The sequence below is a fragment of the Longitalea luteola genome (assembly GCF_017356035.1).
Taxonomy (GTDB): domain Bacteria; phylum Bacteroidota; class Bacteroidia; order Chitinophagales; family Chitinophagaceae; genus Niastella; species Niastella luteola.
The window spans coordinates 1-25,024 of sequence record NZ_JAFIQX010000015.1 but is presented as its reverse complement, the minus strand read 5'-3'; the positions used below and the strand labels follow the sequence as shown (position 1 = coordinate 25,024).

General features: G+C 45.6%; 20 protein-coding genes. 6 read left to right on the top strand and 14 right to left on the bottom strand.

Features of this window, described 5'->3' with window-relative positions:
• The first annotated feature begins 9 nt into the window (after nucleotides 1–9).
• Nucleotides 10–759: a LytR/AlgR family response regulator transcription factor gene (locus tag JUB15_RS26000; RefSeq protein WP_207515586.1), complete on the top strand. Its 750-nt coding sequence runs from the start codon at nucleotides 10–12 to the stop codon at nucleotides 757–759.
• Between the two features lie 14 nt (nucleotides 760–773).
• Here JUB15_RS26000 and JUB15_RS25995 read toward each other — a convergent pair whose 3' ends face one another.
• The gene (locus tag JUB15_RS25995; protein WP_207515585.1) at nucleotides 774–1,895 is read right to left on the bottom strand and encodes a glycosyltransferase family 4 protein; all 1,122 of its coding nucleotides are present in this window, start codon (nucleotides 1,893–1,895) and stop codon (nucleotides 774–776) included.
• A gap of 49 nt (nucleotides 1,896–1,944) precedes the next feature.
• A complete protein-coding gene (locus JUB15_RS25990) occupies nucleotides 1,945–4,578 on the bottom strand; it encodes a YfhO family protein (RefSeq protein WP_207515584.1) in 2,634 nt (877 codons plus the stop codon).
• A 344-nt stretch (nucleotides 4,579–4,922) separates the two neighbouring features.
• Between JUB15_RS25990 and JUB15_RS25985 the strand changes: the two genes are divergently transcribed.
• Both JUB15_RS25985 and JUB15_RS25980 read left to right on the top strand, forming a co-directional pair.
• Nucleotides 4,923–5,696: a queuosine precursor transporter gene (locus JUB15_RS25985; protein WP_207515583.1), complete on the top strand. Its 774-nt coding sequence runs from the start codon at nucleotides 4,923–4,925 to the stop codon at nucleotides 5,694–5,696.
• A gap of 50 nt (nucleotides 5,697–5,746) precedes the next feature.
• The gene (locus JUB15_RS25980) at nucleotides 5,747–6,262 is read left to right on the top strand and encodes a GNAT family N-acetyltransferase (protein WP_207515582.1); all 516 of its coding nucleotides are present in this window, start codon (nucleotides 5,747–5,749) and stop codon (nucleotides 6,260–6,262) included.
• 49 nt (nucleotides 6,263–6,311) lie between these two features.
• On the opposite strand, the gene JUB15_RS25975 is transcribed toward JUB15_RS25980, so the two are convergent.
• Nucleotides 6,312–7,025, bottom strand: coding sequence for a PrsW family intramembrane metalloprotease (locus JUB15_RS25975; protein ID WP_207515581.1), 714 nt, complete (start codon nucleotides 7,023–7,025; stop codon nucleotides 6,312–6,314).
• A gap of 756 nt (nucleotides 7,026–7,781) precedes the next feature.
• Here JUB15_RS25975 and JUB15_RS25970 point away from each other — a divergent pair.
• Nucleotides 7,782–10,601 carry a TolB-like translocation protein gene (locus tag JUB15_RS25970; RefSeq protein WP_207515580.1) on the top strand — a complete coding sequence of 940 codons (2,820 nt, stop codon included), beginning with the start codon at nucleotides 7,782–7,784 and terminating at the stop codon, nucleotides 10,599–10,601.
• Between the two features lie 189 nt (nucleotides 10,602–10,790).
• Here JUB15_RS25970 and JUB15_RS25965 read toward each other — a convergent pair whose 3' ends face one another.
• The 8 genes from JUB15_RS25965 to JUB15_RS25930 all read right to left on the bottom strand — a co-directional run bounded on the left by JUB15_RS25965 (nucleotide 10,791) and on the right by JUB15_RS25930 (nucleotide 19,459).
• Entirely contained in the window at nucleotides 10,791–11,195 is a 405-nt protein-coding gene (locus tag JUB15_RS25965) for a response regulator (RefSeq protein WP_207515579.1), read from the bottom strand.
• Nucleotide 11,196: 1 nt separating this feature from the next.
• On the bottom strand, nucleotides 11,197–12,837 hold the full coding sequence (locus tag JUB15_RS25960) for an ATP-binding protein (RefSeq protein WP_207515578.1): 1,641 nt from the start codon (nucleotides 12,835–12,837) through the stop codon (nucleotides 11,197–11,199).
• A 2-nt stretch (nucleotides 12,838–12,839) separates the two neighbouring features.
• Nucleotides 12,840–13,853: an ATP-binding SpoIIE family protein phosphatase gene (locus tag JUB15_RS25955; protein WP_207515577.1), complete on the bottom strand. Its 1,014-nt coding sequence runs from the start codon at nucleotides 13,851–13,853 to the stop codon at nucleotides 12,840–12,842.
• Complete coding sequence (locus JUB15_RS25950; protein WP_207515576.1) at nucleotides 13,846–14,259, bottom strand: anti-sigma regulatory factor; 414 nt, start codon at nucleotides 14,257–14,259, stop codon at nucleotides 13,846–13,848. The genes JUB15_RS25955 and JUB15_RS25950 overlap by 8 nt, the downstream gene beginning before the upstream one ends.
• Nucleotides 14,240–14,650, bottom strand: coding sequence for an STAS domain-containing protein (locus JUB15_RS25945; RefSeq protein WP_207515575.1), 411 nt, complete (start codon nucleotides 14,648–14,650; stop codon nucleotides 14,240–14,242). The genes JUB15_RS25950 and JUB15_RS25945 overlap by 20 nt, the downstream gene beginning before the upstream one ends.
• Nucleotides 14,651–14,659: 9 nt before the next feature.
• Nucleotides 14,660–15,523, bottom strand: coding sequence for an STAS domain-containing protein (locus tag JUB15_RS25940; RefSeq protein WP_207515574.1), 864 nt, complete (start codon nucleotides 15,521–15,523; stop codon nucleotides 14,660–14,662).
• A 587-nt stretch (nucleotides 15,524–16,110) separates the two neighbouring features.
• A complete protein-coding gene (locus JUB15_RS25935; protein WP_242696523.1) occupies nucleotides 16,111–16,767 on the bottom strand; it encodes a phosphatase PAP2 family protein in 657 nt (218 codons plus the stop codon).
• Nucleotides 16,742–19,459 (bottom strand): valine--tRNA ligase, encoded by a 2,718-nt coding sequence (locus JUB15_RS25930; protein ID WP_207515573.1) that lies wholly within the window; start codon nucleotides 19,457–19,459, stop codon nucleotides 16,742–16,744. The genes JUB15_RS25935 and JUB15_RS25930 overlap by 26 nt, the downstream gene beginning before the upstream one ends.
• Nucleotides 19,460–21,012: 1,553 nt before the next feature.
• On the opposite strand from JUB15_RS25930, the gene JUB15_RS25925 reads away from it, so the two are divergent.
• Together JUB15_RS25925 and JUB15_RS25920 are read left to right on the top strand one after the other, a co-directional pair.
• Nucleotides 21,013–22,383 (top strand): exonuclease domain-containing protein, encoded by a 1,371-nt coding sequence (locus JUB15_RS25925; RefSeq protein ID WP_207515572.1) that lies wholly within the window; start codon nucleotides 21,013–21,015, stop codon nucleotides 22,381–22,383.
• A 112-nt stretch (nucleotides 22,384–22,495) separates the two neighbouring features.
• Nucleotides 22,496–22,987 carry a hypothetical protein gene (locus JUB15_RS25920; RefSeq protein ID WP_207515571.1) on the top strand — a complete coding sequence of 164 codons (492 nt, stop codon included), beginning with the start codon at nucleotides 22,496–22,498 and terminating at the stop codon, nucleotides 22,985–22,987.
• A gap of 60 nt (nucleotides 22,988–23,047) precedes the next feature.
• Here the strand turns inward: JUB15_RS25920 and aat are convergent, their stop codons facing one another.
• From aat to JUB15_RS25905, 3 genes are all read right to left on the bottom strand, one after another.
• On the bottom strand, nucleotides 23,048–23,698 hold the full coding sequence (aat, locus tag JUB15_RS25915) for a leucyl/phenylalanyl-tRNA--protein transferase (RefSeq protein ID WP_207515570.1): 651 nt from the start codon (nucleotides 23,696–23,698) through the stop codon (nucleotides 23,048–23,050).
• Between the two features lie 117 nt (nucleotides 23,699–23,815).
• On the bottom strand, nucleotides 23,816–24,112 hold the full coding sequence (locus JUB15_RS25910; protein WP_207515569.1) for an ATP-dependent Clp protease adaptor ClpS: 297 nt from the start codon (nucleotides 24,110–24,112) through the stop codon (nucleotides 23,816–23,818).
• 248 nt (nucleotides 24,113–24,360) lie between these two features.
• On the bottom strand, nucleotides 24,361–24,816 hold the full coding sequence (locus JUB15_RS25905) for an SRPBCC family protein (protein WP_242696522.1): 456 nt from the start codon (nucleotides 24,814–24,816) through the stop codon (nucleotides 24,361–24,363).
• Nucleotides 24,817–25,024: the final 208 nt, after the last annotated feature.

Genomic DNA, 25,024 nt, shown 5'->3' with positions numbered 1-25,024 from the left:
CTTTGTAGTATGATTAACGCTTTAATTGTAGACGACGAACCAAAGAACCTGCGCATTTTACAGGGATTGTTAGGCGAAAGCTGTCCCGATGTCCGGGTCGTCGGCGAGGCTGTAAGCGCTGAAACGGCCATCCCATTGATTGCTTCCCTAAAACCCGATCTGGTTTTCCTGGATATTGAAATGCCGCATGGTAATGCGTTTGACCTGCTCGACAGGATAATGCCCGTAAATTTTGAGATCATTTTCATTACCGCCTTTGATTCCTATACACTGAAAGCGTTTAAATACAGCGCCCTGGATTATTTATTAAAACCGGTAAGCATGGACGAATTAAGAACGGCTGTGCTGAAAGCCCGCGAGCGTATCCGGTTCAAGAACATCAATGAGCAACTGCAGACCCTGCTCTTCAATATCAACAAACCCAATTCTGCCCTGCAGAAAATTGCCCTGCCTAATAATGAAGGGCTCGTGTTTGTTCAAATGGCGGACATCATCCGTTTTGAAGCCAAAGGCGGTTATACCTACGTTCATACTACCGGCAACCAGAAATATGTTTCGTCGCGGATGGTTAAAGAATACGAAGAGATCCTTCCTTCAGATCTGTTTTTCCGCATTCACAATTCGCACATCATTAACCTGAACTTTGTGGTAAAATACCATAAGGGCAGGGGCGGGGTGATTGAAATGAGCGATAATGCCATAATAGAAGTGGCCACGCGCCGTAAAGAAGAATTCTTAAACCGGTTTGGTATACGCTAACAGCCGCAAACAAGTTATACTTCAATAAACCTGGCGGCTTTTTGGGCAATATTATCCCAATAGAACTGATCGAAAAAAGCAGGAGGAATAGCTTTTTTACAGGTTGACAGCTGCACGATCTTTTCAGCAAAACCATTTATCGTGTCGTCGGTTATTTGCAGCTTATCATTACAAATGGCGGGATCAATACCTATGGCGCCATGGCTTGTTGATACTGCATTCATGTTATGCGCCAGTGCTTCTACCAGCTTGGTTTTTATGCCGCCTCCTTCGAAAATAGGATTTAGGAAAATATCGGCTCCTTTAAAATAAGTGGTAATGTCGTCAACAAAACCGGCAATGATCAGATTTGGCTTGTTTAACTGTGTAATGGCAGCGGGGATGTCTTTACCGCAGACGAGCATAGTGTATTTAAAAGACGCTTTTTTATCAAGGGCCGGCAATACCTCATGCACGATCTTTTCAAGGCCATTCAGATTAGGTTTATAATTAAACGCTCCGTTGAACAGTAAGATACAATGATCGTCAGGAATGGCATGGCGGGTAACCAGTGACTGCCTGGCAATATTTTTTTCTTCAGCGGTGGGGGGCGTTTGCCATTCAATGCCATAGGTAATGGTCAAACACCGCTGGGGTTGCAGATTAAAATGTTCAATAGCATACAGGCGGTCGCTATCCTGCATAAAAAAATTATAGTGGGCCTGTTTATGGATGAACTTTTCGTAATGCCACAGTGCTTTCCACCACCATTTGCCCAGGATCTTCCATCGTAATCCCTCGATATTATGTGACCGCACAATCAGCCTCACGCCGGTAAACCATTTCAATAACAATCCCAGCCAGCCGAAATACGGATGCTCCAGCTGGATATGGGTGATCTGACGGCGGCGAATGACAGACCGAATGGTAAAGAAAGTAAATGGATTGATATACCGGAGCGGCGAATCCGACCAAACTGTTATCAACTGGTAGCCTTCGGCGAGCGCTGGATCATTACTTCGGGTAGTGATGCAGGTGAAGCGTACATGCCGGGCCAGGTATTTGTTCAATAATGCAATAGCTCTTTGCCCGCCCATCACAGGAGGAAAGATCTTATAAGAAACGAGGGAAGCAAGGTGTGTGTTGCTCTCTTTCATAAAAAAGATACCCGTTGCTGTGGAGCAACGGGTATAATATGTTAAGCCATTACTTGGTTTTCTTATTACGCAACCAGATCTGCCAGCCGATATAAGCTGCCAGCAGCAATGCTATCAGCCAGCCTGTAATGGCTGATAACGTATAACCGGTACGGAAGGTGGTTGGTTCAAATTTAAATTCAATATTGTGTTTGCCTGCGGGTATCAACAGGGCGCGTAACACATAATTGGCTTTGGCTATGGGGGCAGGTTTTCCATCGATGTAGGCCTTCCATTCTTTGTAGAAGATCTCACTGAAAACGGCTACATGGGGCGCATTGCTGTTGCTTTCATACTTGATGTTCTCGAAATCGAAGGCTACCTGTTTGATGGATGCGCCGCTGTCGGCGGGAACTGCTCCGCTTAACATCGATTTATAGGAATTGTCAACGATGGCTGTCTCTGCCGGGTTGAAATTATTGAGAGCCTGCATTTCTTTAACAGGACCATCAACGTATTGGACGTTTTTTACAAACCACACATTGCCTAAGGCATTGGGGTTTGGCACGGCTTCGAGGCTGTTCGTCTGGCGGTTCTGCTCGATCCGGTATTTTACGTTGAGCATATTGATCACCGCCTGGTTCTCCCCATCCATCAATTGATAGGTCATCAGGTCATCATAGATGCCTAAACGGGCGGGGTGGTAACCACCTATTGACTTATGATAATACGAAGTGCGGGAGTCACCCTGGAACGGATCACCAGCCGTTGTATTATACACCCTGAAATTGGGGTCTTTGTCTTTCAGAATTTCATGGTCAGCAGCTGTTAGCGGGAATGTGGACGCTTCGTAATTTTCCTTGCTGCCAAAGCTGTAACTGTTCAGGTATTTGGTGTCGATGATCATCAGGTCGATGATCGTTGCCAGACCAATACCTGCCAGCAGTATTATTGCGTTTATCTTTTTTACGGCATACAGGTATAAAATACCAAGGCCTATCAGTACGAAGATCAGGGAGCTGACCAACGTTTTGCCATAGGCCGCCTGGCGGTCTTCGCGCAAAGCGTTGATGATGCCGCGTGCAACGGAAGGATCGGCCTTTGCCTGAAATAAAAAATTTTCATAAATCCGGTTATCTGGCTGAGCAGGAAATGTGCGGTTGATGGAATCAAGGGCTGCCATCGTTGAGGCCGTCATGCCGCCACTCATTACCTGGCTAATGGCCGCAGTACGTTTTTTATTCTCATTGCTGTAATCTGCCGAGAAATAAATGCCCGCTGCCACGAGGAACACCGTACCGGTTATTATGCTGGCCAGCTTCAGGTCCTTAAGATCCACGTGGCCGGTAGCTACCAGTTTCTCGAGCCCCATGGCAGCGCCTATGGGCAATACGAGTCCGGTAATTTCCAGCGCCATGGTTGGCACCCTGAACTTATTGTAGAATGGCAGGTAGTCGAACAAAAAGTAGTTGAAGGCGGCGAAATGTTTGCCCAGCGCCAGTAAAATACCGAGGATAGCGGCTGTCAGGATCCACCATTTATGTTTACCATCGAGGTATACCATGGAAAATATGAACAACAAACACACGATAGCGCCCAGGTAAATAGGGCCTGCTGTAAAGGGCTGATCGCCCCAATATAAATTTCCGCTTAACTGGAAAGCGATATTGGTAGCCTGGTCTTCTGGCAGGTTCAACTTTTCCTGCAGGTGTGTGGCTACATGTGAGTTCTCATCCAGCTTGGGATACATGAACTGATCGCCGTCGCGTTCTGCATAATGCTGGCCATAACCCATTACACCGGGGAACATGAGGGTGAGTGATTCCGTCCAGCCATAGCTCCACTGGAACGCATAATCTTTACTAAGGCCTTTTGTTTTATCGCCTTTCATAACATCCTTCGTGTTCCGTTTATCCGGCATCACCAATTGACCGCCGCGTTTCGATTCTTTCGAATATTCGTACACGGTTAACAGTACGATCGCGTTGAACAGGATGCCCAAGATACAGGCCACTGCTGCCAGGCCTGTTGCTTTTAATTGGGGAACTGCTTTTCCGGAGCGGAAGGCCCGGATCAGAAAGAATACCACCATGACTCCGATCACCAGGAACATATAATAACTTACCTGCTGGTGGCCTCCGGAAATTTGCAGGGCAGCGAATAAGGCAGTGACAATAAATCCGCTGATATATTTTCCATCGAATAGTAATATGATGCCGCCCAGAACAGCTGGTGCATAGGCCAGTGACAGCATTTGTGTATCGTGGCCGGCCGTTATGAATATGGGGAATGTGGTACTATAGGCAAAGGCCAGGCCGCCGATAACAGCTACCCAGGGCCGAATACGGAGGCACATACAGAGGAAATAAAAACATATGCAGGCCAGGAAGAAGATGTTTATGGGTTTGGGCAGGCCCAGCTTCAACAGTGCGTCTATAAAAACCAACGGTGTCCACGGGCCATCCGTGGCGATCTGGTAAGCAGGCATACCTGCGTACATGCTTGGCGTCCATAATGGATAATGGCCATGTTTTTCTTTGTATACATCTGACTGGTGAACCATGCCCTGCCAGTTAATAATATCTCCCTGTTTCATCACCGTGTCAGATTCCAGCGCCGGTTTGGCAAAGAGCATGGCTACTATCAGAAAAATAGCAACGGATATCAGATGTGGCATTACCTGCTGCCAGAGTGTTTTCTTCATTACTGCAAATAATTAATAGTTGGGCAAAATAATGCAATTTTACAGGAAGTTGACTATATGCAAAGTTTAATATTTTTCAGTCGGGTGGCTTTTATTTGTAATGTTTGCTTTGTGTTAGTGTGGGTTATGCGGCTTTATCCCGTGCTTAAAGAAGGCCAGCCCGGCGAACTTGTATCCCTGGTACTTATTTTGGGCATTTTGATCGCTTTTCTGTTGAATATAGGGGTAAACCTGTTCATGCTGGTTTTTATCCTGAAACGCAAAGCCGCGTGGAAACATTTCCCGAGATGGCTTATAATTGCTAATTTTCTTTTTTTATTGCCCCAGATAATACTTTTTACAAGATGATCCAGTCTATTATTAAGGATAAACCGACCCGGCTGTTTGTATTTTTCACCGCATTTTTTGTTGCCAATGCCCTGATCGCGGAATGTATAGGTACCAAACTGTTCTCCCTGGAAAAATTGCTGAATACCCAGCCCGCTAATATCACCCTTTTCGGTCAGCCCGGCCTTGCCTTTACGCTTACCTGCGGGGTACTGTTATGGCCACTGGAGTTTGTGATGACCGATATCATCAATGAGTTCTATGGGCCTAAAGCCGTGCGCCGCATCAGTTTCATTGCGGTGGGACTGATCTCTTATGCCTTCCTGATGTTTTACCTGGCCATTCATGTGCCGGCTGCTGATTTCTGGGTCACCAGCCGGACCAAACAGGGTGTTCCCGATATGCAGATCGCTTTTGACAGTGTGTTTGGGCAGGGTATGCGCATCATCGTCGGCAGCCTGGTGGCCTTCCTGGTGAGCCAGATCGTCGATGTGACGGTATTTCACAAGATAAAGAAACGTACCGGTGAAAAACATGTATGGCTGCGGGCAACGGGTTCAACCGTGGTATCTCAACTGGTAGATAGCTATATTGTATTGTTCATTGCTTTCAGCGGCATTTTCACCTGGCAGCAGATCCTGGCCATTGGGGTAATGAACTATACTTATAAATTCCTTATGGCGCTGATCCTGACCCCCGTTATTTATATAGCAGAAAGGCAGATAGAGAAATACCTGGGCCCTGAAACGGCTAAACAAATGAAACTGGCCGCTATGGGAAAGGAAGGATAATTAGCTAATTAGCTAATTAGCTAATGTGATAATGTAAAATGTATGAGAGCATGATAAATATCGGGTATGCAACTGTTGATGACCTTATAACTATTGAACGGCTGGCGCGGGAGATATGGCCGGTGACCTATGGAGAGATCCTGTCGCCGGAGCAACTGGCGTATATGCTCAACCTCATTTACAGCAATGCCTCGCTTCGTAATCAGCTGCTGGAGCTGAAGCATATTTTTTTGATGGTTGAGTCAGGCGGCAAACCGGTAGGTTTTGCTTCTTATTCTACCATAGAGCCCGGCGTTAGCAAACTGCATAAGATCTACGTTCACCAGGATACCCAGGGCCAGGGCATTGGGAAGAAATTGATCGATTACATCATTGAACAACTAAATCCACAGGCCATTCATGCCTTGCGCCTGAACGTGAACCGCTATAATAAAGCACGCTTTTTCTATGAGAAACTGGGTTTCACCATTATAAAAGAAGAGGACATTGATATCGGCAACGGCTATTTTATGATAGACTATGTTATGGAAAAGAAAATTAGCAAAAGTGATAATCAGCAAATGTGATAATTAGAAATGCAATAAAAGCTGTCTGTATTATCACATTATCAAATCATCACATCGTATTTTGCTGCCGCGATAGTTCCTCGTGCAGCCGGATCGATTTCACCGCCATACGAATGGCAAAATACCAGGCCACCAGGGCGCCGGTGATCAGCAATCCATTCGAAACATATTGTTTTACCTGTGAGCTGTTCTGCAATAACAAAAAGAAATCGAATGCACCATGAAAGAAGATGGCGAGCAGCAGTCCTTTTACAATGTGCCGAATGGCATGTGGTTTATCGAATTTGGCCAGGCCTACATGATAGCCCATTAATACAGCAAAAGCGCCATGGGAAGGTACTGATATGAACAAACGGATGAGGCCGGTCCTGAATCCATAATTCAGCACATAGTCGATGTTTTCCAGCGTGGCGAATCCCATGCTGATCATTACCGAATAAATGATGCCATCGAAGGGTTCGTTAAAGGCTTTGTTGCGATACGCATAGCCCCGCAGCATGAGATACTTGCTGCCTTCTTCACTGGCGGCCACCACAATAAATGAAAGTAAAAAGTAATACCAGATGGTGAATCCGGGAAACCGGAGATACAATACCGGTTTCAGTACAACCTGCATATAAATCGCCGGCGCCGTGGCCACCATACCCAGTAAAAATGAGATCAGCAAGGGCTTTAGCGGTTCCCGGTCATATTTATCCCTCGAATAGATATACAATGTGATAGCCGCACCCGGCGCAATGGCCAAAGCTAGTAACGAAAGCATGTTTACAAATATGTTTTACCCCCAAAGGGAGACAGACATGGTACAGCAAAGCAATCGGGCCCAAGATACAAGTTCCACAACAGAAATCCATTTCTGATTTCTGATTTCGGGATTTCGAGATTTGCTTATAAGCCGGAACTCCCACTAACTTCAAATACTTCAAATTCGCAGCCGCAAAATCCCAAACTAATAATCCATTTCTGATTTCGGGATTTCGAGATTTTGAGATTTGCTTATAAGCCGGAAGTCCGACTCAACTTCAAATACCTCCATTTCGCAGCCACAAGATCCCAAATTAGAAATCCATTTCTGATTTCGGGATTTCGAGATTTCGAGATTTGCTTATAAGCCGGAACTCCGACTAACTTCAAATACTTCAAATTCGCAGCTGCAAAATCCCAAATTAGAAATCCATTTCTGATTTCGGGATTTCGGGATTTCGAGATTTGCTTATAAGCCTGAACTCCGACTCAACTTCAAATACCTCCATTTCGCAGCCACAAGATCCCAAACTAATAATCCATTTCTGATTTCGGGATTTCGAGATTTTGAGATTTGCTTATAAGCCGGAACTCCGACTCAACTTCAAATACCTCCATTTCGCAGCCGCAAGATCCCAAATCAGAAATCTCAAAATCAGAAATCTCGAAATCCCAAAATCTCGAAATCCCAAAATCTCGAAATCCCAAAATCTCGGGATGAAAATGACCGTATATAGAAAAATGAACTATTTTCAGGCATATATAGTCTCAAAGAATGAGAAAGCTTTTTCTATTTATCTGTTGTTTACCCGTATATGGTTTATTGCACGCACAACAGTTTGGTGGGCATCCTCCGTCAACAAAATGGAACCAGATCAATACCGACACCGTGCGGATCATTTTTCCTGGCGGCCTGGGCCTGGAAAAACAGGCTGCCGATATAGCCACTACTTCGCAACGACTCGCTGTTGAAACAACGCCAACGATCGGTAACCGGCTGCGCAAGATCAGTATCGTTCTGCAACCACGCACTACTATCTCCAATGCCTATGTGGGATTAGGCCCCTGGCGCAGTGAGTTCTACCTGATGCCGCCGCAAAATCCGTTTGAGCTGGGTACCTTACCGTGGTATCATACCCTGGCCCTTCATGAATACCGCCATGTGCAGCAGTATAATAATTTCCGCAAAGGTTTGTCAAGGGTTGCTTACTATTTGTTTGGGCAGGAAGGACTGGCCATGGCGAACAGCGCAGCCATTCCCAACTGGTTCTGGGAAGGTGACGCCGTGTACCAGGAAACGTTAAAAAGCAGGCAGGGCAGGGGGCGGCTCCCTTTTTTCTTCAATGATTACCGGTCGCTATGGTTCGCCAATAAAGATTATTCCTGGATGAAATTGCGCAATGGTTCACTGCGCGATCTTGTACCCGATCATTACCGGCTTGGCTATATGCAGGTGGCTTATGGCCGGGAAAAGTTCGGACCTGAATTCTGGAAACAGGTCACCGATGATGCGGCCCGGTTTAAGGGCGTGTTCTATCCATTTCAACGCGCTATTAAAAAATACAGCCAGGTAAACTATCATACATTCCGGCAGGATGCTATCAACTATTTCAAAAACTATGCTGACTCTGTAAAAAGTGATGCGGTGAGCAACTGGGCGCAGCAGCAACGGCATTTTGCGGGCGATGAAGAGTTTCCGCAATGGGTAACCGATGAGTCGGTAGTGCTGGTAAAAAGCAGCTATAAAAGAATTCCGGCATTTTATATCCGGGACCTGGGCAGCCACACAGACACCAGGATACGAACAAAGGATATTTCGCTGGACAATTACTTTTCATACAGAAATGGCAGGATCGTGTATGCGGCTTATGAAGCCGATGTGCAGTGGGCCTGGAAAAACTACAGCGTGCTGAAGGTGCTCGATGTAAAGAGCGGCCGGCAACAGACTGTTACGCACCGGTCGAATTATTTTGCGCCGGATATTTCAAGTGATGGTAAACAGATCGTTGCAGTTGATGTACAGCCCGGCGGCGCGGCCAGCCTGCATATCCTGGATGCCGCTTCGGGCGCTGTCGTGAAAAAAGTGCCTAACCCCGAAGGATTGTTCTATAGCCAGCCTAAATTTTTTGATCAGCAAACCGTAGTGTCGGGCATTCGTACTGCGGCGGGAGTAAACACGCTGGCGCTGGTTAATATCAATGATGGTTCTTTGAAGGAATTGTTCCGGCGCACCAACCGGGTGGTTGGCTTTCCGGCGGTACAGGGCGATACCATAACGTTTACAGCTGCGGGTGAGTTAAAAGATGAGTTGTATGCATGGGTTAACGGCAGCATCTTCCAATTGCGAACGCCGGCCAATACCGGCACCGGTAATTACCAATGGAGCGCGCGGAACAATAAAGCCATTTATACCGCTTTTACAGCGGCTGGTTATCATATGGTACAAGAACCGGTTACAGCGGAAAACTGGCAGCCTGTGAGCGCTCAAGCGTTTACAGCGCCTTTGTTTGTGTATGAACTGGATCCCTTACAAAAGGATCAGCCTTTACCAGTTGATACAAATAGGGTGTATCCCATCAGCCGTTACCGGAAATCATTTAACCTCATCAATTTCCACAGCTGGCGGCCGTATATCGCCGAACCCGACTATACTTTTTCGCTGATCGGTCAGAACGTGCTGAACACGCTGCAAACGGAGATCTATTTTAATTACAATACCGACGAGAAGTTCAAGGAAGTGGGTGCTACGGCCATTTATGGCGGCTGGTGGCCTTATCTTACCCTGGGCGTTGCCGGAACCTTCGACCGGAAAGAGAATGACAGTCCGGCCACCAAGACCTGGAACGAGCTCAACGGCAGGCTGGGTCTGCAGTTCCCTTTTACCTTAAATGGCGGGCGGTTCAACCGGCGCCTGGTGGTCTCGGGTGGGATTAATCACCACCAGGTGAACTATACGAATTTTGCCAAAGGCCGTTACCCCGACAAACAGTTTGAGTTTGCTGATGGGTCTGTTCAGTTCACCATGCAATCGCAGGTAGCGCGGCAACATATTTATCCGCGATACGGCCTCAGTCTGCTGAGCCGCTATCGAACGATCCTTACTACCTACAGCGGGTTTCAATGGTTGACGAGTGGGGCCCTGTATCTTCCGGGTGCGGCGCCTACGCATAACCTCGTGATCACCGGGGCTTATCAAAAGCGCGATACCGTTGGGGATTATAGTTTTTCGAACAGTTTTCCATTTTCCAGGGGATATCTGGCCATCAATGCCCGTACCATTCCCGACATGTACAAGGTGGGCGTCAATTATCATTTCCCGCTGGTGTATCCTGACCTGGGGATCGCGAATATTGTTTATTTTCTGCGAGTGCGGGCCAATGCCTTCTATGATTACACTGAACTGCAATATTTCAGGGGTAATACTACCTGGCAGTTACGATCTGCAGGCGGCGAGGTCTTTTTTGATACGAAATGGTGGAATGAATATCCGGTGAGTTTCGGCATTCGTTACAGCCGGTTGTTCGATGGGGAAGTGGAGGGGCTTGGGCCGAACCAGTGGGAGTTTATTTTGCCAATCAATTTGTTGGGACGATAAGTTCAAAGTTCACAGTTCACAGTTCACAGTTCAAAGTTCAAAGTTCAAAGTTCTCAGTTGTTCAGTTGTTCAGTTATTCAGTTATTCAGTTATTCAGTTATTTAGTTATTTAGTTAGCTATTAGTCGCGAGGCTAAAACTATAAACCATAAACCATAAACTATAAACCACAAACCACAAACCATTCTTGTTATTCACAAAATTCGAGGAATGCTTTCGCCGTATCCATACTTTCTTTGAAAGTTACTGGTTTGGTGATGTAGGAATGGGCGCCCAGCAACATACATTTTTCTTTTTCGAGCGGATTTAACGAGGTGCTGTAAATGATCACGGGAATATTGTTAAATCGCGCATCGCTTTTGATGCGGCGCAGCGTTTCGGTGCCATTCAGTTTAGGCATGTTCAGATCCAGAATGATCAATGATGGCCGGAATTCGGCATCAAAATCGTTGCCCAGGATGCGCAAAGCTTCTTCACCATTGTGTGCAAAGCAAAGCATTTGGTCTGCTTCCAGTTCCATCATAGCATCCTGCAGAATAGCGCGGTCATCTGCATCATCGTCGGCCAGTAAGATTTTCGCTTTGGTTGTTGCCATATTATGATGTTCTGATTGGTAATGTAACATAGAAACTGGCGCCGTTGCCTTCACTGGAGGCGGCACGGATACTGCCTCTGTGGATCTCAACGATCTTTAAACATATGGCCAGTCCCAAACCGGTTCCTTCATATTGATCGCGTGCATGCAAACGTTGAAACAGCTTGAATATCTGTGGTGTGTATTTTTCGTCGAAACCTATGCCGTTGTCTTTAAAAATGATCTCGTGGTTATTGCCTACCCGTTGGTAACTGATATTTATTTCAGGCTGTACATCGCAGCGGCAGTATTTCAGTGAGTTCGTAATAAGGTTTTCGAACAGTTGCCGCAACAGGCTTTCATCTCCATCAACAATGGGCAACTGCTCAATGTTCACCACTGCTTTTTTGTCTTCAATGGCTAATTGCAAGTCCTGCAGGGCATAGTTGGCTACTTTATTCAGGTTCACTTCGTCGAAGTGGATCTGCGATTTATTGATCTGCGAAAAAGCCAGCAGGTCCTGGATAAGTGTACGCATGCGGCCCGATACGGAATGAATGATCCTTAAATATTCGATCCCTTTCGGGTCCATATGTTCTGTGTAGCGGTTCAGCATATAATCGCTGTACAGCATCAGTTTCCGTACCGGTTCCTGCAGGTCGTGTGAAGCAACAAAAGCAAATTGCTGTAATTCGAAATTGCTCTGGTTCAGCTCACCGATATATTTTTCCAGTTTGCCCTGGTTGTCTTTCAATTCATCCCGAACCTGTTTTAATTCAATATTGTCTTTCAGCGTTTCTTCAAAAACTTTTTGCGCATGTATATCTACCAGGTATCCTATCCAGTACTGTAATTCGCCGCGTTCGTTCAAAAATGGCGAAACGGAGATCTGGTGCCACAGGTATTCGCCGCTCGTGTGTTGTTTTATGCGGGCCTGGGTTTTTATAGTGGCGGCATCAGGTGGTATCTTCTTATTGAAGAACAGGATGAACGCATCGTAATCTTCTTGATGTACTACCTGCTTCCACTGCATGGCGTTTAATGAATCGATGCTTTCACCGGTATACCGGATCAGCCATTCATTGGCATAGATGAGCAGGCCATCGGGTTGCATGGAAAAGATCATCAGCGGCAGTGAGTTGGTAAGCGTTTTATACTGCGCTTCGCTTTTTTGTAAGCGGACGGACATTTCCTGCAGCCGTTCGTTCTGTCTTTTTATTTCTTCATAAGGCGAGAAAGAAGGCTCATTGCGAAAGATGGTGCGCCATTCATCACGCCGGTTCATATCCATTTTCACCACATGAGGAACGGCATAGAACAATTCTATGAAGGTTTCTGAATCGGTACTGGAAACGGAATACTTATTCACCAGCTTTTTGGCATATTCCAGACCGTTCATGTTATTGCCGGCGTTCTTGTCATTTTTTATGGCAGCAACAATGAACTGGATCTGTTTATTGTGTTTTTGACCATCTACCCCCAATACCAGTGAGCCGCTTTTGCCGTTCTCGATGGTGTTCCTGGCTACTTCCGATACTGCTGTCGCAAATGACGTTTGGGCTGAAAGTGATAATCCCAGTAATTCGGCCAGTTTCATCGAGCGTTTATGCGCAATGATAAGGTCCATCTCATTATCCAGCCCAACTTTCGCAATATCTTCCATAATCAGTTATTTATTTTACAAATAGCTACAGATGCGTCATCGGTATTGCGGGAAAAGTCTTTTATCAGGGACAATGCCAGCATCGAAAGATCGTATCGAAGGATGCCTGGATATTTCAGGGGGTCCCACCGGCTGCGGAGGCCATCGCTGCACATGATCATATACTGGCCTTTTTCATGCATGAACGTTTGGGTATGTAACAAACGAGGCACATTCAACCCTATAATGCCGTTATACGACATATAGTTCTTGCTAACGGACGGCCCGTTTATTTTGGTGGTAATGTTTCCAACACCGCATATTTCCCAGATTTTCTTAGCTATATCATACACTGCGACCATACCAACCAATCCCCTTGTTTTTCTTACCGATGAATTTATAAAGCGCAATATATCAGGAGGATGAAGCTCCTGGCAAATTGCAAAAGCCATGCCTGCCTCCTGTACAGCCCTGGCGGCTTCTGCACCATGGCCCAGGCCATCGGCCAGGAATAATTTAATATGGTTTTTGTTTGCAATGTGAAAGAAACTATCCCCGCATTTGGTTTCTCCCGGTTTGGGTATTACTACCGATCTTATTTCAGCCGCAGGTTGTTTTGCATGACCGGGCGGCTCCTTCACATATTTGCGGCATAAAATTACAGTGCCCCAGTTCTTTTGCGAATAGATCTGAAATGTATCTGATAACCGCTGCATGGCACCCAGCCCGAGGCCGAGGGTGCTTTTAGTGGTTTCACCATCCCGCACCATTTTGTTGATATCGGCTATACCCGGACCGTTATCCATACTCATGATCTCGATGCCGTCGAGGTCGTTTTCCCGGATCAGCTTAGCGAGTATTTGTCCGCCCCCCGCATGTTTTACCAGGTTGGTGGCCATTTCAGCCACTATAATATCAATTTCACTGATGCGGCGTTCGCTGAAATTGAGAGTAAGGGCCAGGGCGCGTATTTCTTTTTTCAGGATCGCGAAATAGCTCCTGTCATTGGCTTTGAATAAAACATGTGCATTACCCATTCTTCCACTTGATTATTGAAACAGTAGTTCCTTCGCCTACACTGCTTTTGATTTCAAATTCATTTACCAGCCTTTTGGCGCCTGGCAATCCCAGTCCCAGACTTTTTCCGGTGGAGAACCCGTCCTTCATGGCCAGCGCAATGTCTTTGATGCCCGGGCCTTTGTCAACGAAGGTCAACCGGATGCCACTGTTCCTTCCTTCGCTGATCACTTCGATGACCGTGATGCCACCATTGGCATATTTCAACATATTTCTAACCAGCTCGCTGGCTGCGGTAATTAGTTTGGTTTGATTGACGACACTCATTCCAATCTTTACCGCATATTCCTTTACGCGATTGCGAAAAGGAACAACGTCCTGTTCCTTTTCTATTTTCATAGTATCCTTATTCAGTACTATCCTCATTGGCTTCTATTTCATCTTCTTCTTCATAGTCCAGATCTTTGATTTTGTTTCTCAACAATTCCATTCCTTTTTCAACATTCAGAGCGGTATGTACGCCTTTCAGTTCAAGGCCCAGTTCAACCAGGGTTATGGCTACGGCAGGCTGCATGCCTACCACTACAGTTTCAGCATCCATGATCCGGGCCATACTGCCGATATTACCGAGGATGCGCCCCATAAAGGAATCTACAATGCTTAAAGCAGAAATGTCGATCAAAACACCTTTCGCCCCGGTTTTGTTAACCATGTATACCAGGTCAGTTTCCAGGTTAGTAGCCAGCCGGTCATACAGGTCAATTTGAATGGTAACGAGTAAAAATTTCCCCATTCTGAGAATAGGTATCCTGTCCATAGGTCCTTCTTATTTTTCTTTTTCTTTTTGAATTCGTTTAACGTCGAGTCTAAGCATGCTGAAAGCATGTTTTAGGGCATTTGCCAGGGTAGCTTTTGTCATGATGTTCGAAAGATCGATACCCAGGTGAACAACTGTTTGCGCAATTTCGGGTCTGATACCGCTGATAATACATTCAGCGCCCATCAGGCGGGTAGCCGCTACTGTTTTAATGATATGCTGCGCCACCAGTGAGTCAACGGCGGGCACACCCGAAATGTCAAGGATGGCAATAGTACTTCCTGTTTCAACGATGTGCTGCAACAGGTTTTCCATAACCACCTGGGTGCGGGCGCTGTCAAGTGTTCCAATAATTGGCAATGCCAGAATACCATCCCACACCTGAATTACCGGTGTTGAAATTTCGGCTATTTCATCTGTCTGGCGAAGGATCACTTCTTCACGGCCTTTAATGAAGGTCTCAAAGGTAATGATGCCAAGGTTATCGAGTAATTTATTGATGGTGACCAGGGCCTGCATCAGTGTTTCCTGGTCGTTCTGTAATTCTGTAACAAGCGTTTTCAACAGAGCATCTTTCAGGCTGAACACAAACACACCGGTTTCACGGGGAGAAAATCCCTGACGTGCCCTCGAGATAGAAATACCAGACAGGATCTCGTAAACGGGTGCGAAGGCTTCTGCGTTAAAATCGGTCAGATTCTTTTCAGTGATGCCTTTCAGCAATGAATCGAGCAGCTCAGCACTTTGTTCACGCAATTCATCATTACTCATCAGGTCTTCTCTCAATCCCGCATCTGCGAGTTGTGAATTCATCCAGTCTTCAAGTATGTTCTTTCTTTTCTTTTGTAGGAGTTTTGAAATGTCTTGTTTCATTAGATAGAAAAATTGAAGTTTTAAAAGTATGCTTTATAGAATAACCAGCTAAAAACAAGGTTCTTATAGATGGTTGGCAGTCGTTTGCTATTATTGACATAGATTATATCTGTTATCTATAACGTATAAACATAGCTATGCGAATACCATATTTGCTATAGTATTCGCTCAAGTATTAAAAATGAATTAAAGAATGTTAATTGGTTCCTTTCTTTTAAAAGGATATCATAGGTGATTAATATGTGGACTTACAGGTGCTGAGAAAGTATATAAAAAAAACCGGGCCAGGCAAATCTAATGTGCTAATTAGCTGATGTGCTGATTAGCTAATGAAGGCGATGTGATAATTTGATAATGTGATGATGTGATAATGGAATACGCCGGATAATGTGCTAATTAGCTGATGTGCTGATTAGCTAATGAAGGCGATGTGATGATTTGATAATGTGAAAATGTGATAATGTAATACTCCCCTGCAAGTAAACCCCAAAAAGCAGCAGAAATAAGTTTACATGCAGTTGTTTGCTTTGAGGAAGACGTTTGGGTTGTATCTCATTATCAAATTATCGAATTATCGAATTATCAAATTAATCTTTCGGTTTTTTCCTGAACAGCCACTTATTGGCTTTGTGCATGAGCCAGGCGCTGCCGGCGCCAATCACTGCGCCTGCCAGCACATCACTGGGATAATGAACGCCCAGGTACATGCGGGAATAACCTACTGAGGCAGCCCACGTGTAAGCGGGTACGGCTACATACCATTTGGGATAAGCCAGGGTGAGTGAGGTGGCCGATGCAAAGGCTACTGAAGTATGGCCTGAAGGGAAGGAGGGACTGCTGCCTGTTCCGGCAGCCGTTAAGCCCGGGGTAACCATAAAGGGTCTTGATCTTTTAAAGGAATATTTCATTCCATACGATATGAAGGTGGCTGCGGCGGCGGATTCTGCCAGATACAGGCCTTTCTTGAGCGTCATTTTATTGTTATCGATCAAACCGGCGGCTACCACGGTAGCAGGAATGAGCACTGATACCAGCTGGGTGTTGTCAGAAATACCCTGCATCAGTTTCGTAACACCCTCCGAACGGTTCTCCATCATATTGATCAATACCCGCTGATCGAGGTTAAGCTTTTGCGCTATTGCTGAGGGTTGTAAATAACAAAAGCATACTGCAGTGAACAGTATGCTTTTGAAGATATATGAAACCGTCGTTGTTCTCTTAGAGGTTTTGAAGGCTACTTTCAAGGACCTTAATCTTTTCTTCGGCATCCAGTTTTTTCTTTTGCTCTAATTGAACGACATCCGGCCGTGCAGATTGTATGAACCTTTCATTGCTTAACTTTTTATTAACTGATTCAAGGAATTTTTTCAGGCGATCGAGCTCCTTTAACAACTCCTCTTTTTGCGCGCTGGTATCTACAGCGCCTTCAGTCTCAATGTAGAATTTGTCCTTGCCGATCACCGCTGTAATGGTTTGCGCTACAGGCTCAGTAACAAATGTTAATTCTTCAATATTCACCTGCTTGTTCAGAATGGGCTCAATGGCTTTGTACAGCTCATTGTTTTCGCTCTGGATGTATAGTTTGATCGGTTCTTTTGGTTTGATCTGGTTCTTAACCCGTACATCGCGTAAGCCGGTAATTACATCTTTCAGCAATTGTCCTTCCCGCAATACAATAGCATCGGTGTTTTGCAGGGGGGCAAATTGTTTTATGCACAGGTCTTCCGCCCGGGGCGCCAGCAATTGATAAATTTCTTCGGTTATGAAAGGCATATACGGATGCAACATTTGCATCAGATCGGTAAAGAAGGAAACGGTTTTATCGTATACTGCTTTATCGATAGGCTGATCCATGCCGGGCTTTACCCATTCCAGGTACCAGCTGCAGAAATCGTCCCAGATGAGGGAGTAAAGTGTTTTTAATCCTTCGCTGAGCTTAAAGTCTTTGTACAGTTGCTCAATGTCGGCCTTGGCTTGTTGTAACCTGTTTTCAAACCAGTTGATGGCGAACTGCGCCTGGCCATTCGTTGTTGAAGGTCGCTCGCTGACCTTTGCCTCCCACATTTTCACCAGTTTCAGGGCATTCCACATCTTGTTATTGAATTTGCTGCCCTGTTCAGGCGAGGTTTCGTCGAACAGCAGGTCATTACCGGCAGGGGAGGAGATCATGATGCCGAAGCGAACGGCATCGGCGCCGTATTTATCGATCAGCATGAGCAGGTCGGGTGAATTGCCGAGCTGTTTACTCATTTTTCTGCCCAGTTTATCGCGCACCATACCGGTAAAGTACACATCGCTGAACGGTTTTACGTTCATGTATTCCATGCCGGCCATGATCATTCGCGCCACCCAGAAGAAAATGATATCCTGTCCGGTTACCAGCACCGACGTGGGATAGTAATAATTTATATCGGGATTACCGGGATAGGTAATGCCTTTAAATACTTCTATAGGCCATAACCAGCTTGAGAACCAGGTGTCGAGCACGTCGTCGTCCTGGCGGAGCGGGTGATTGGTGTAAGGAGAATTGGTTATTGAGCCGGTAGCGCCGGGCTGGATGTTTTCTGCCCACATGCGTACTGCTTCTTCTTCCGTTTCGGCTACATAGCAATTGCCATTGTCGTCGTACCAGGCGGGAATACGCTGGCCCCACCATAACTGACGGCTGATACACCAGTCTTTTACATTTTCGAGCCAGTAGCGGTACGTAGCCATGAATTTATCGCCGGGGTGGATCCTTACTTCACCACTGCTAACCGCTGCCAGGGCTTTATCGGCCAGGGAGCGCATGGTCACAAACCACTGGGTAGAAATGCGTGGTTCAACAACGGCCAGACTGCGCTGTGAGAAGCCCAGGCGGGTAGTGTACTCTTCTTCTTTCACGAGCAGACCCTGCTCCTGCAGCATTTCCACCACTTTTTTACGCGCCTCGAAGCGGTCCATACCCACGCAAACCTCAGCGGCTTCATTCAGGGTGCCGTCTTCATTGAGGGTGTCAATAACAGGCAGATTATGTTTTAAACCCAGGTTATAGTCGTTGATGTCATGCGCCGGAGTCACTTTCAGGGCGCCGGTACCAAAGGCAGGGTCAACATATTCATCAAAAATTACCGGTACGGCCCGGTTCACCAGGGGCACAATTACTTTTTTGCCTTTTAAGTGGGCAAAGCGTTCATCATTCGGGTTAACGCAAACGGCGGTATCGCCCATAATGGTTTCGGGGCGCTGGGTGGCAATGATGATGAAGTCTGAAGTCTGAGGTCTGAGGTCAGAAGTGCCCGTATTTGCGGTTTCTGACTTCCGACTTCCGGCTTCGGATTGAACAGCATATTTTACGTAATACAGTGTCCCCTGTACTTCTTTATATTCCACCTCTTCATCGCTGAGGGCGGTTTTTGCGGCGGGGTCCCAGTTGATCATGCGGGCGCCGCGATAGATCATTTTTTTATTGTAGAGGTCAACGAAGACCCTGATAACGGCTTTGTAGTAGTCATGATCCATGGTAAAAGCAACCCGGTCCCAGTCGACACTGCAGCCCAGTTTTTCGATCTGGTGGTAAATGATGCCGCCGTATTTTTCCTTCCATTCAAAAGCATGTTTCAGGAACTCTTCGCGGGTGAGGTCGCTTTTTTTAATGCCATTTACTTTTTCGAGCATTTGAACCACCTTGCTTTCGGTAGCAATAGAGGCATGGTCGCTGCCTGGCACCCAGCAGGCATTGAAGCCGCTCATGCGGGCTTTACGCACGAGAATGTCCTGCACCGTTTCGTTGAGGGTATGACCCATATGTAATACCCCGGTAACGTTGGGCGGGGGGATCACCACAGTGAACGGTTTTCGATCGTCGGGCGTGCTGTTGAAATATCTTTTTGATTTCCAATGCTTACTCCATTTGTCCTCCACCGCTTTGGGCTGGTAGTTTTTGCTTAGTTCCATAGATATGTAGTCTCCTTTTAAGGGAGGGCAAAGGTAGTAAATCCCCCCGACCCCCTGAAGGGGGAGTTCAGGCCAGGATTGAAAAGTTTGCAGGGGTTTCAGGTTACAGGTTGCAGGTTTCAGGTTTCAGGTTGCAGGGGTTACAGGTTACAGGTTGCAGGGGTTACAGGTTACAGGTTGCAGGTTGCAGGTTGCAGGGCATGCAAGTTACAGGTTGCAGGTTACAGGTTGCAGGGTTACAGGTTGCAGGTTACAGGTTTCAGGTTGTAGGGCATGCAAGTTACAGGTTACAGGTTTCAGGTTGCAGGTTACAGGTTTCAGGTTGTAGGGCATGCAAGTTACAGGTTACAGGTTTCAGGTTTCAGGTTGCAGGTTACAGGGGGGCGGGTTGAAGTTAAATGGGCAGAGGTATTCGTTTGGGTATTCGTTTAATTCACCCTTTAGGGCGTTAGGGGGTAGGCAAAAAAAAAGCACCCCGCCATTTCCGGAATGCTTACAAAATAATTCCTTGTCCAATATCACTGTCGGGATACCGGAAGCTTTTTTTGTGTTTCAGTAAGGTTGTACCAGCTTAACAACTAAGCATACCAATACAGGTATGATAGCAACATGATGAAGCTTAAAAAACCAATTGCCATTAATGCTACCTTACCGTTTTCGCCCAGATGGAAGTGATTGTGCGTTGACTTTTTCATACGCTACGTTTTTTTTAAATGAATGATTAAATCCGTAGTACGATCATGCAATCGGTCTTCACAGGCTTACGAAGTATAGGGTATTAAAGAAACTAAAGCCGTGGTTGTTCAGGAAGGATATAACACGGTCAGTGAAATGCCAGGCTGATGTAAATAAAGCCAAGACAAAAATAATACACAGTTGTTAGAACTGCAAATGTTACCTATTTAAAAAAAAAGCAAAATATGGTAACGGGACAACTTATTGATCAAAATTAAGTGAGCATGAGGCTGCTCACAGCCGTAAAGCTCAAAGTTAACAGGGAGGGGTAGGCTAAAAATGCCAGTCCGGGCCCGGGTTACAGTTAAATTACCGGGTAAAATGGGTAACAATAAAGTATGAAGCACAAAGGCGGGAATTGTGACGGTCATAAGCTTTGCGCTCCATACTAAGCGTTTACTTCAAATGACGGCAAAGCCATTAACCCTGCGTAAACCAGTAAGAAAACAGAACCAGCGCAATGAAGAATACTACTACCACTGCTACTAAAGTCCTCTTTTCTCCGGCTTCCTGCATGTTGAATTTTTGCATGGACAACGGATTTTTTGAGGTTTAACAATGCGGGACGGATTAAAAAGGCATGGGTAGGATTAATGAGGTCTCAGGTCTGAGGTCTGAGGTCTGAGGTCAGACGTCTGAGGTCTGAGGTCCGAGGTCTGAAATTCAATATATTGAAATAATATGAAGAGTGTTAAGCATTAAGTCTCTTCTGACTTCCGACTTCAGGTTTCCGGCTTCCGGCTTCTGACTTCCGATTTCTGACTTCCGGCTTTAGGCTTCGGGCTTCCGGTGGTTCTTTGTAACTTTACGATCGATCTATGTACGCTATCGTTGATATAGAAACTACCGGCGGGTACGCTGCCAATAACGATATAACGGAGATTGCTATTGTGTTGCATGATGGACAATCTGTTATAAACCGGTTTGAAAGCCTGGTAAGGCCTGTTCGAACGATCCCGTATTATATTCAGGTGTTAACCGGCATTTCCAACGACATGGTGGCCGATGCCCCTTCTTTTGAAGAACTGGCGCCTAAATTATACGAGTTACTACAAGGAAAGATCTTTGTAGCCCATAATGTAAATTTCGACTACTCCTTTTTAAAACATCATTTTGATGCAGCCGGTTATGATCTGGTCTGCAATAAGCTATGTACGGTCCGGCTGTCCAAAAAAGTATTCCCCGGTTTGCCTTCTTACAGTCTGGGTAACCTGTGCCGTCATTTTGGTATCACTATTTACAACCGGCACCGGGCGGGGGGCGATACCGATGCCACTGTACGTTTGCTGGAGCACCTGCTGCAGCATAACGCTGAGCCGTATATCCAGCAATTTATAAAGCGGGGCGCCAAAGAACAGTCGCTGCCACCCAATTTGCCTAAAGAACAGGTAGATCAGCTGCCTTACACGCCAGGCGTATATTATTTCCACAATCAAACCGGGAAAGTCATCTATGTCGGAAAGGCCAAGAACCTGAAATACCGGGTGAGCAGTCATTTTACGCATAATGGAGCAGGAAAGCAACGGCAGGATTTTTTGCGGAATATCTTCAGTATAAGTTATCAATCTTGCAGTACCGAATTGATGGCTTTTATCCTGGAAAGTGTAGAGATCAAAAGACTATGGCCCGAATTCAATAGCAGCCAGAAACGCTTCGCCCATTCGTATGGATTATATATGTTCGAAGACAATAGCGGCTACCTGCGGCTGGCCATCGATAAAAAGAAAAAACACCTGCAACCGCTGTATACATTCAATTTGTTGATAGAAGGCCATCGCCTGGTCAATCAGCTGATGCAGCGTTTTAATTTATGTCCGAAATTATGCTTTATGCAAACAGCACCCGGGCCCTGTGCCGGAAGTGGTGAAGCTGTCTGTTTGGGCGCCTGTGAGCATAAGGAACCGGTGGCAGTATATAACGAACGGGTTCTGCAGGCGTTGCAATGGCTTGAAGAATGGCTGCCCAGTTTCGCCGTGGTTGATGCGGGTCACCAGCGTGATGAGCACAGTTGTATCCTGATGGAAAAAGGCAAGTTTTATGGTATGGGCTATATACCTGCAGGCGTTGGCATTACCAGCCGCGAAGAATTGAAGAATTATCTTACCCCATATCCTGAAAATGATTATATCAGGGGACTGGTATATCAGTATGTTGAGCGTTACCCAAATAAGAAAATCAGTTTTTCATAAGAATGGTCAATAGATGATCGTGAAATGGATCTCAATACCAGTTAACACTTCTGCTTCTCAACTTTTTTGGTACTAAACTTGTGAAAGAAAGGCGACATAAATAACCCACACTATGAAAAGACGCAACCTGTTACTATGCTGTTTGCTTGCAGCCGGGTGTCGTGAGGCAGCACCCAAAGAAGCAGTACCCAAAGCGGATGAGGCAAAAACGGCCGCACCTATCAAAGCAGAAGCTCCGGCAGAGAAAGTGCCGCTCGAGCGTGCTACGGTGAATCCCGAACCGGTGGCAGAACACAAGGAAAAAACGGATAATCCATTGAACGATTGGTATTTTTCTGTCAGGCTGTATGAAACACCTAAAACTTTTCAATACATTATGAAAGTAAAGTACGAAGAGCTGGAAGGTGATGATACGTTGAAACTCCCTGATATGGGAAAAGCACCGAAGCCTGTTATTCAAAAAGGGGAGGATAAATATTCCTGTATCGTAGGTTTTATGGATAATCACGATCAGTTCAGGGAATACAAGAAAGTATATGTGAAGAATGATCAGTTGAAAGTAACTACACTGAAACATTATTCGGTAGCTACGTATAGTAAGTAATATATACTTGTTAATTCATTAAAGGAGCGTCTTCTGTTACGGAAGGCCTCCTTTTTTTCTTTATTCGGGAATGAGCATTTTTATTAACTCAATAAATTCTTCCCGGGGGATCATGTGGGCGCCCAGGCTTTCCAGGTGTTCGGTGTATACCTGGCAATCGATCAGCTGTACACCTTCTTCCTGCAGCTGCTGAACATAACTGATGAAGGCATATTTGCTTGCATTGCTTAATTTACTGAACATACTTTCACCAAAAAACACTTTGCCCAGCCGGATTCCATATAAACCGCCTACCAGTTCATCATTCAGCCATACTTCAGCGCTGTGCGCATATCCCTGCTTGTGTAACCGGATGTAGGCATCTTTCATGGAGTTGGTGATCCAGGTACCGCTTTGTCCGGGCCGGTTTATATTTTTGCAATTATTGATTACCTCGGCAAAAGCTTTGTTCGTAGTGAAAGTAAATGCTTGTCTTTTCAACAGCTGTTTCATGCTTTTGCTCACTTTCAGGGTGGCCGGCGTTAAAATGAAACGCGGGTTGGGGCACCACCATAGAATGTGTTGTCCTTCATACCAGGGGAAAATGCCCTGCCGGTAAGCCAGCAATAAACGTTCCGTTGACAGGTCTCCACCAACAGCTAATAATCCATCTGGTTCAGCGAGGTGAACGGGTGGAAAAATTATCTCTTTATTCAGCGCAAACAAAGGCATGCCGAAGTGTGGTTGGTTGGCGTAAATATAGACAAAAAGAAGAATGTAAGGTGTTGTTCAGGAGCCCGATGGCTACGGGCCGGTGGCAGGCAAAACTGAGTGCATTAGTTGACCGCATCAGGCCAATACTTCAAGCGTAGCGCCAATTCCACGGTCGGTGATGGCATCGCATTGTGGTTTTAATTCGTCGTAAGAACCTTGTTTTACGGCATATTTACCCTGGAAATGGATAATATAAGCGCATTGTTCGGCCTGTTCTGTGGAGTGGCCGCACACTTCTATCAGGGTTTCAATTACCCATTCAAATGTATTTACCTCATCATTCCATACAATTAAACTGTATGGTTCGTCCAATGTGGTAAGCACATCCGTATCCTCTTCGTAATGTGGTTTTACCGGTGCGTCAATAGCCATATATAATGGTTTATTCCGCTACAAATTTATAAAAATACCCTACGCATAGCAAGCCCTTTTATCGGTTTTTAATATTAGGTGATTATCACGTAATTAGTTCATTTAGAACAGATAGCTATGAGTTCTACAAAAAAGTCCAATTCTTTACCCGGCGCGGCTTGTATTTTCCGTCCCTAGCTATGGCGATTATTCCAGTTTCGGCAGTTGACCGCTGCGTTTAGTGCAGCCGCTTTAAATAACTGTTATGGTCAGGTGGTTGTAAGGGCTGACAGGTTTTCTTCAATAAACTTTTTTATGAGCACAATGGTCGTTTGCCAGTAAAAAGCCAGGTGGCGATAAATGGTTTCGGTTGGGAAATTATCAATGGTGAGCGTTAACATCGTTGCATTATTGGCTGCATTGAGCTCAAACGTAACGATCGAATAATTGTGAGGTTCGTCTGGTAGTCTCGACAGGGAACTTAAATGGCTATACTGAAGCCGTTTGCCGGGTTCAAATTGCAACACAGTTCCCTTGTTTTCAAACGGCAGGTGGTGAAATCCTGCAATAATGATCGCACTGTTTATAGCCCAGCTGGTTCGAATATCGAGTTGCATGGATGCGTCGCCCATCCATTGTTTCATCAGGTGTGGTTGGGTGATGGTCGTCCACACAATGGAGGCCGGTGCGTTTATGGTGACTGTATTGTTAATGTGGAATGTCAAAATGTATTTTTCTTTTCAATTTACGGTTGTTGAACAAAACAGTACTGAAACTGTAAAGTTCACACGGTTTAACCACATTCAACCTGATCCCTTGATCCTTCACATTGTGTGCGTAATAAGGGATCAAGTCAAATTGTTGGGGGATTAGGTTGTTAAGCATAGATTTTTTGGAGTCTAAATAAGAAGAAATTAATATCCCGAACTCCCC

Excerpts from the sequence above, each read along its gene's own strand:
- JUB15_RS26000 (WP_207515586.1), top strand. The coding sequence starts at position 10 with ATGATTAACGCTTTAATTGTAGACGACGAACCAAAGAACCTGCGCATT.
- JUB15_RS25995 (WP_207515585.1), bottom strand. The coding sequence starts at position 1,895 with ATGAAAGAGAGCAACACACACCTTGCTTCCCTCGTTTCTTATAAGATC.
- JUB15_RS25990 (WP_207515584.1), bottom strand. The coding sequence starts at position 4,578 with ATGAAGAAAACACTCTGGCAGCAGGTAATGCCACATCTGATATCCGTT.
- JUB15_RS25985 (WP_207515583.1), top strand. The coding sequence starts at position 4,923 with ATGATCCAGTCTATTATTAAGGATAAACCGACCCGGCTGTTTGTATTT.
- JUB15_RS25980 (WP_207515582.1), top strand. The coding sequence starts at position 5,747 with ATGATAAATATCGGGTATGCAACTGTTGATGACCTTATAACTATTGAA.
- JUB15_RS25975 (WP_207515581.1), bottom strand. The coding sequence starts at position 7,025 with ATGCTTTCGTTACTAGCTTTGGCCATTGCGCCGGGTGCGGCTATCACA.
- JUB15_RS25970 (WP_207515580.1), top strand. The coding sequence starts at position 7,782 with ATGAGAAAGCTTTTTCTATTTATCTGTTGTTTACCCGTATATGGTTTA.
- JUB15_RS25965 (WP_207515579.1), bottom strand. The coding sequence starts at position 11,195 with ATGGCAACAACCAAAGCGAAAATCTTACTGGCCGACGATGATGCAGAT.
- JUB15_RS25960 (WP_207515578.1), bottom strand. The coding sequence starts at position 12,837 with ATGGAAGATATTGCGAAAGTTGGGCTGGATAATGAGATGGACCTTATC.
- JUB15_RS25955 (WP_207515577.1), bottom strand. The coding sequence starts at position 13,853 with ATGGGTAATGCACATGTTTTATTCAAAGCCAATGACAGGAGCTATTTC.
- JUB15_RS25950 (WP_207515576.1), bottom strand. The coding sequence starts at position 14,259 with ATGAGGATAGTACTGAATAAGGATACTATGAAAATAGAAAAGGAACAG.
- JUB15_RS25945 (WP_207515575.1), bottom strand. The coding sequence starts at position 14,650 with ATGGACAGGATACCTATTCTCAGAATGGGGAAATTTTTACTCGTTACC.
- JUB15_RS25940 (WP_207515574.1), bottom strand. The coding sequence starts at position 15,523 with ATGAAACAAGACATTTCAAAACTCCTACAAAAGAAAAGAAAGAACATA.
- JUB15_RS25930 (WP_207515573.1), bottom strand. The coding sequence starts at position 19,459 with ATGGAACTAAGCAAAAACTACCAGCCCAAAGCGGTGGAGGACAAATGG.
- JUB15_RS25925 (WP_207515572.1), top strand. The coding sequence starts at position 21,013 with ATGTACGCTATCGTTGATATAGAAACTACCGGCGGGTACGCTGCCAAT.
- JUB15_RS25920 (WP_207515571.1), top strand. The coding sequence starts at position 22,496 with ATGAAAAGACGCAACCTGTTACTATGCTGTTTGCTTGCAGCCGGGTGT.
- aat (WP_207515570.1), bottom strand. The coding sequence starts at position 23,698 with ATGCCTTTGTTTGCGCTGAATAAAGAGATAATTTTTCCACCCGTTCAC.
- JUB15_RS25910 (WP_207515569.1), bottom strand. The coding sequence starts at position 24,112 with ATGGCTATTGACGCACCGGTAAAACCACATTACGAAGAGGATACGGAT.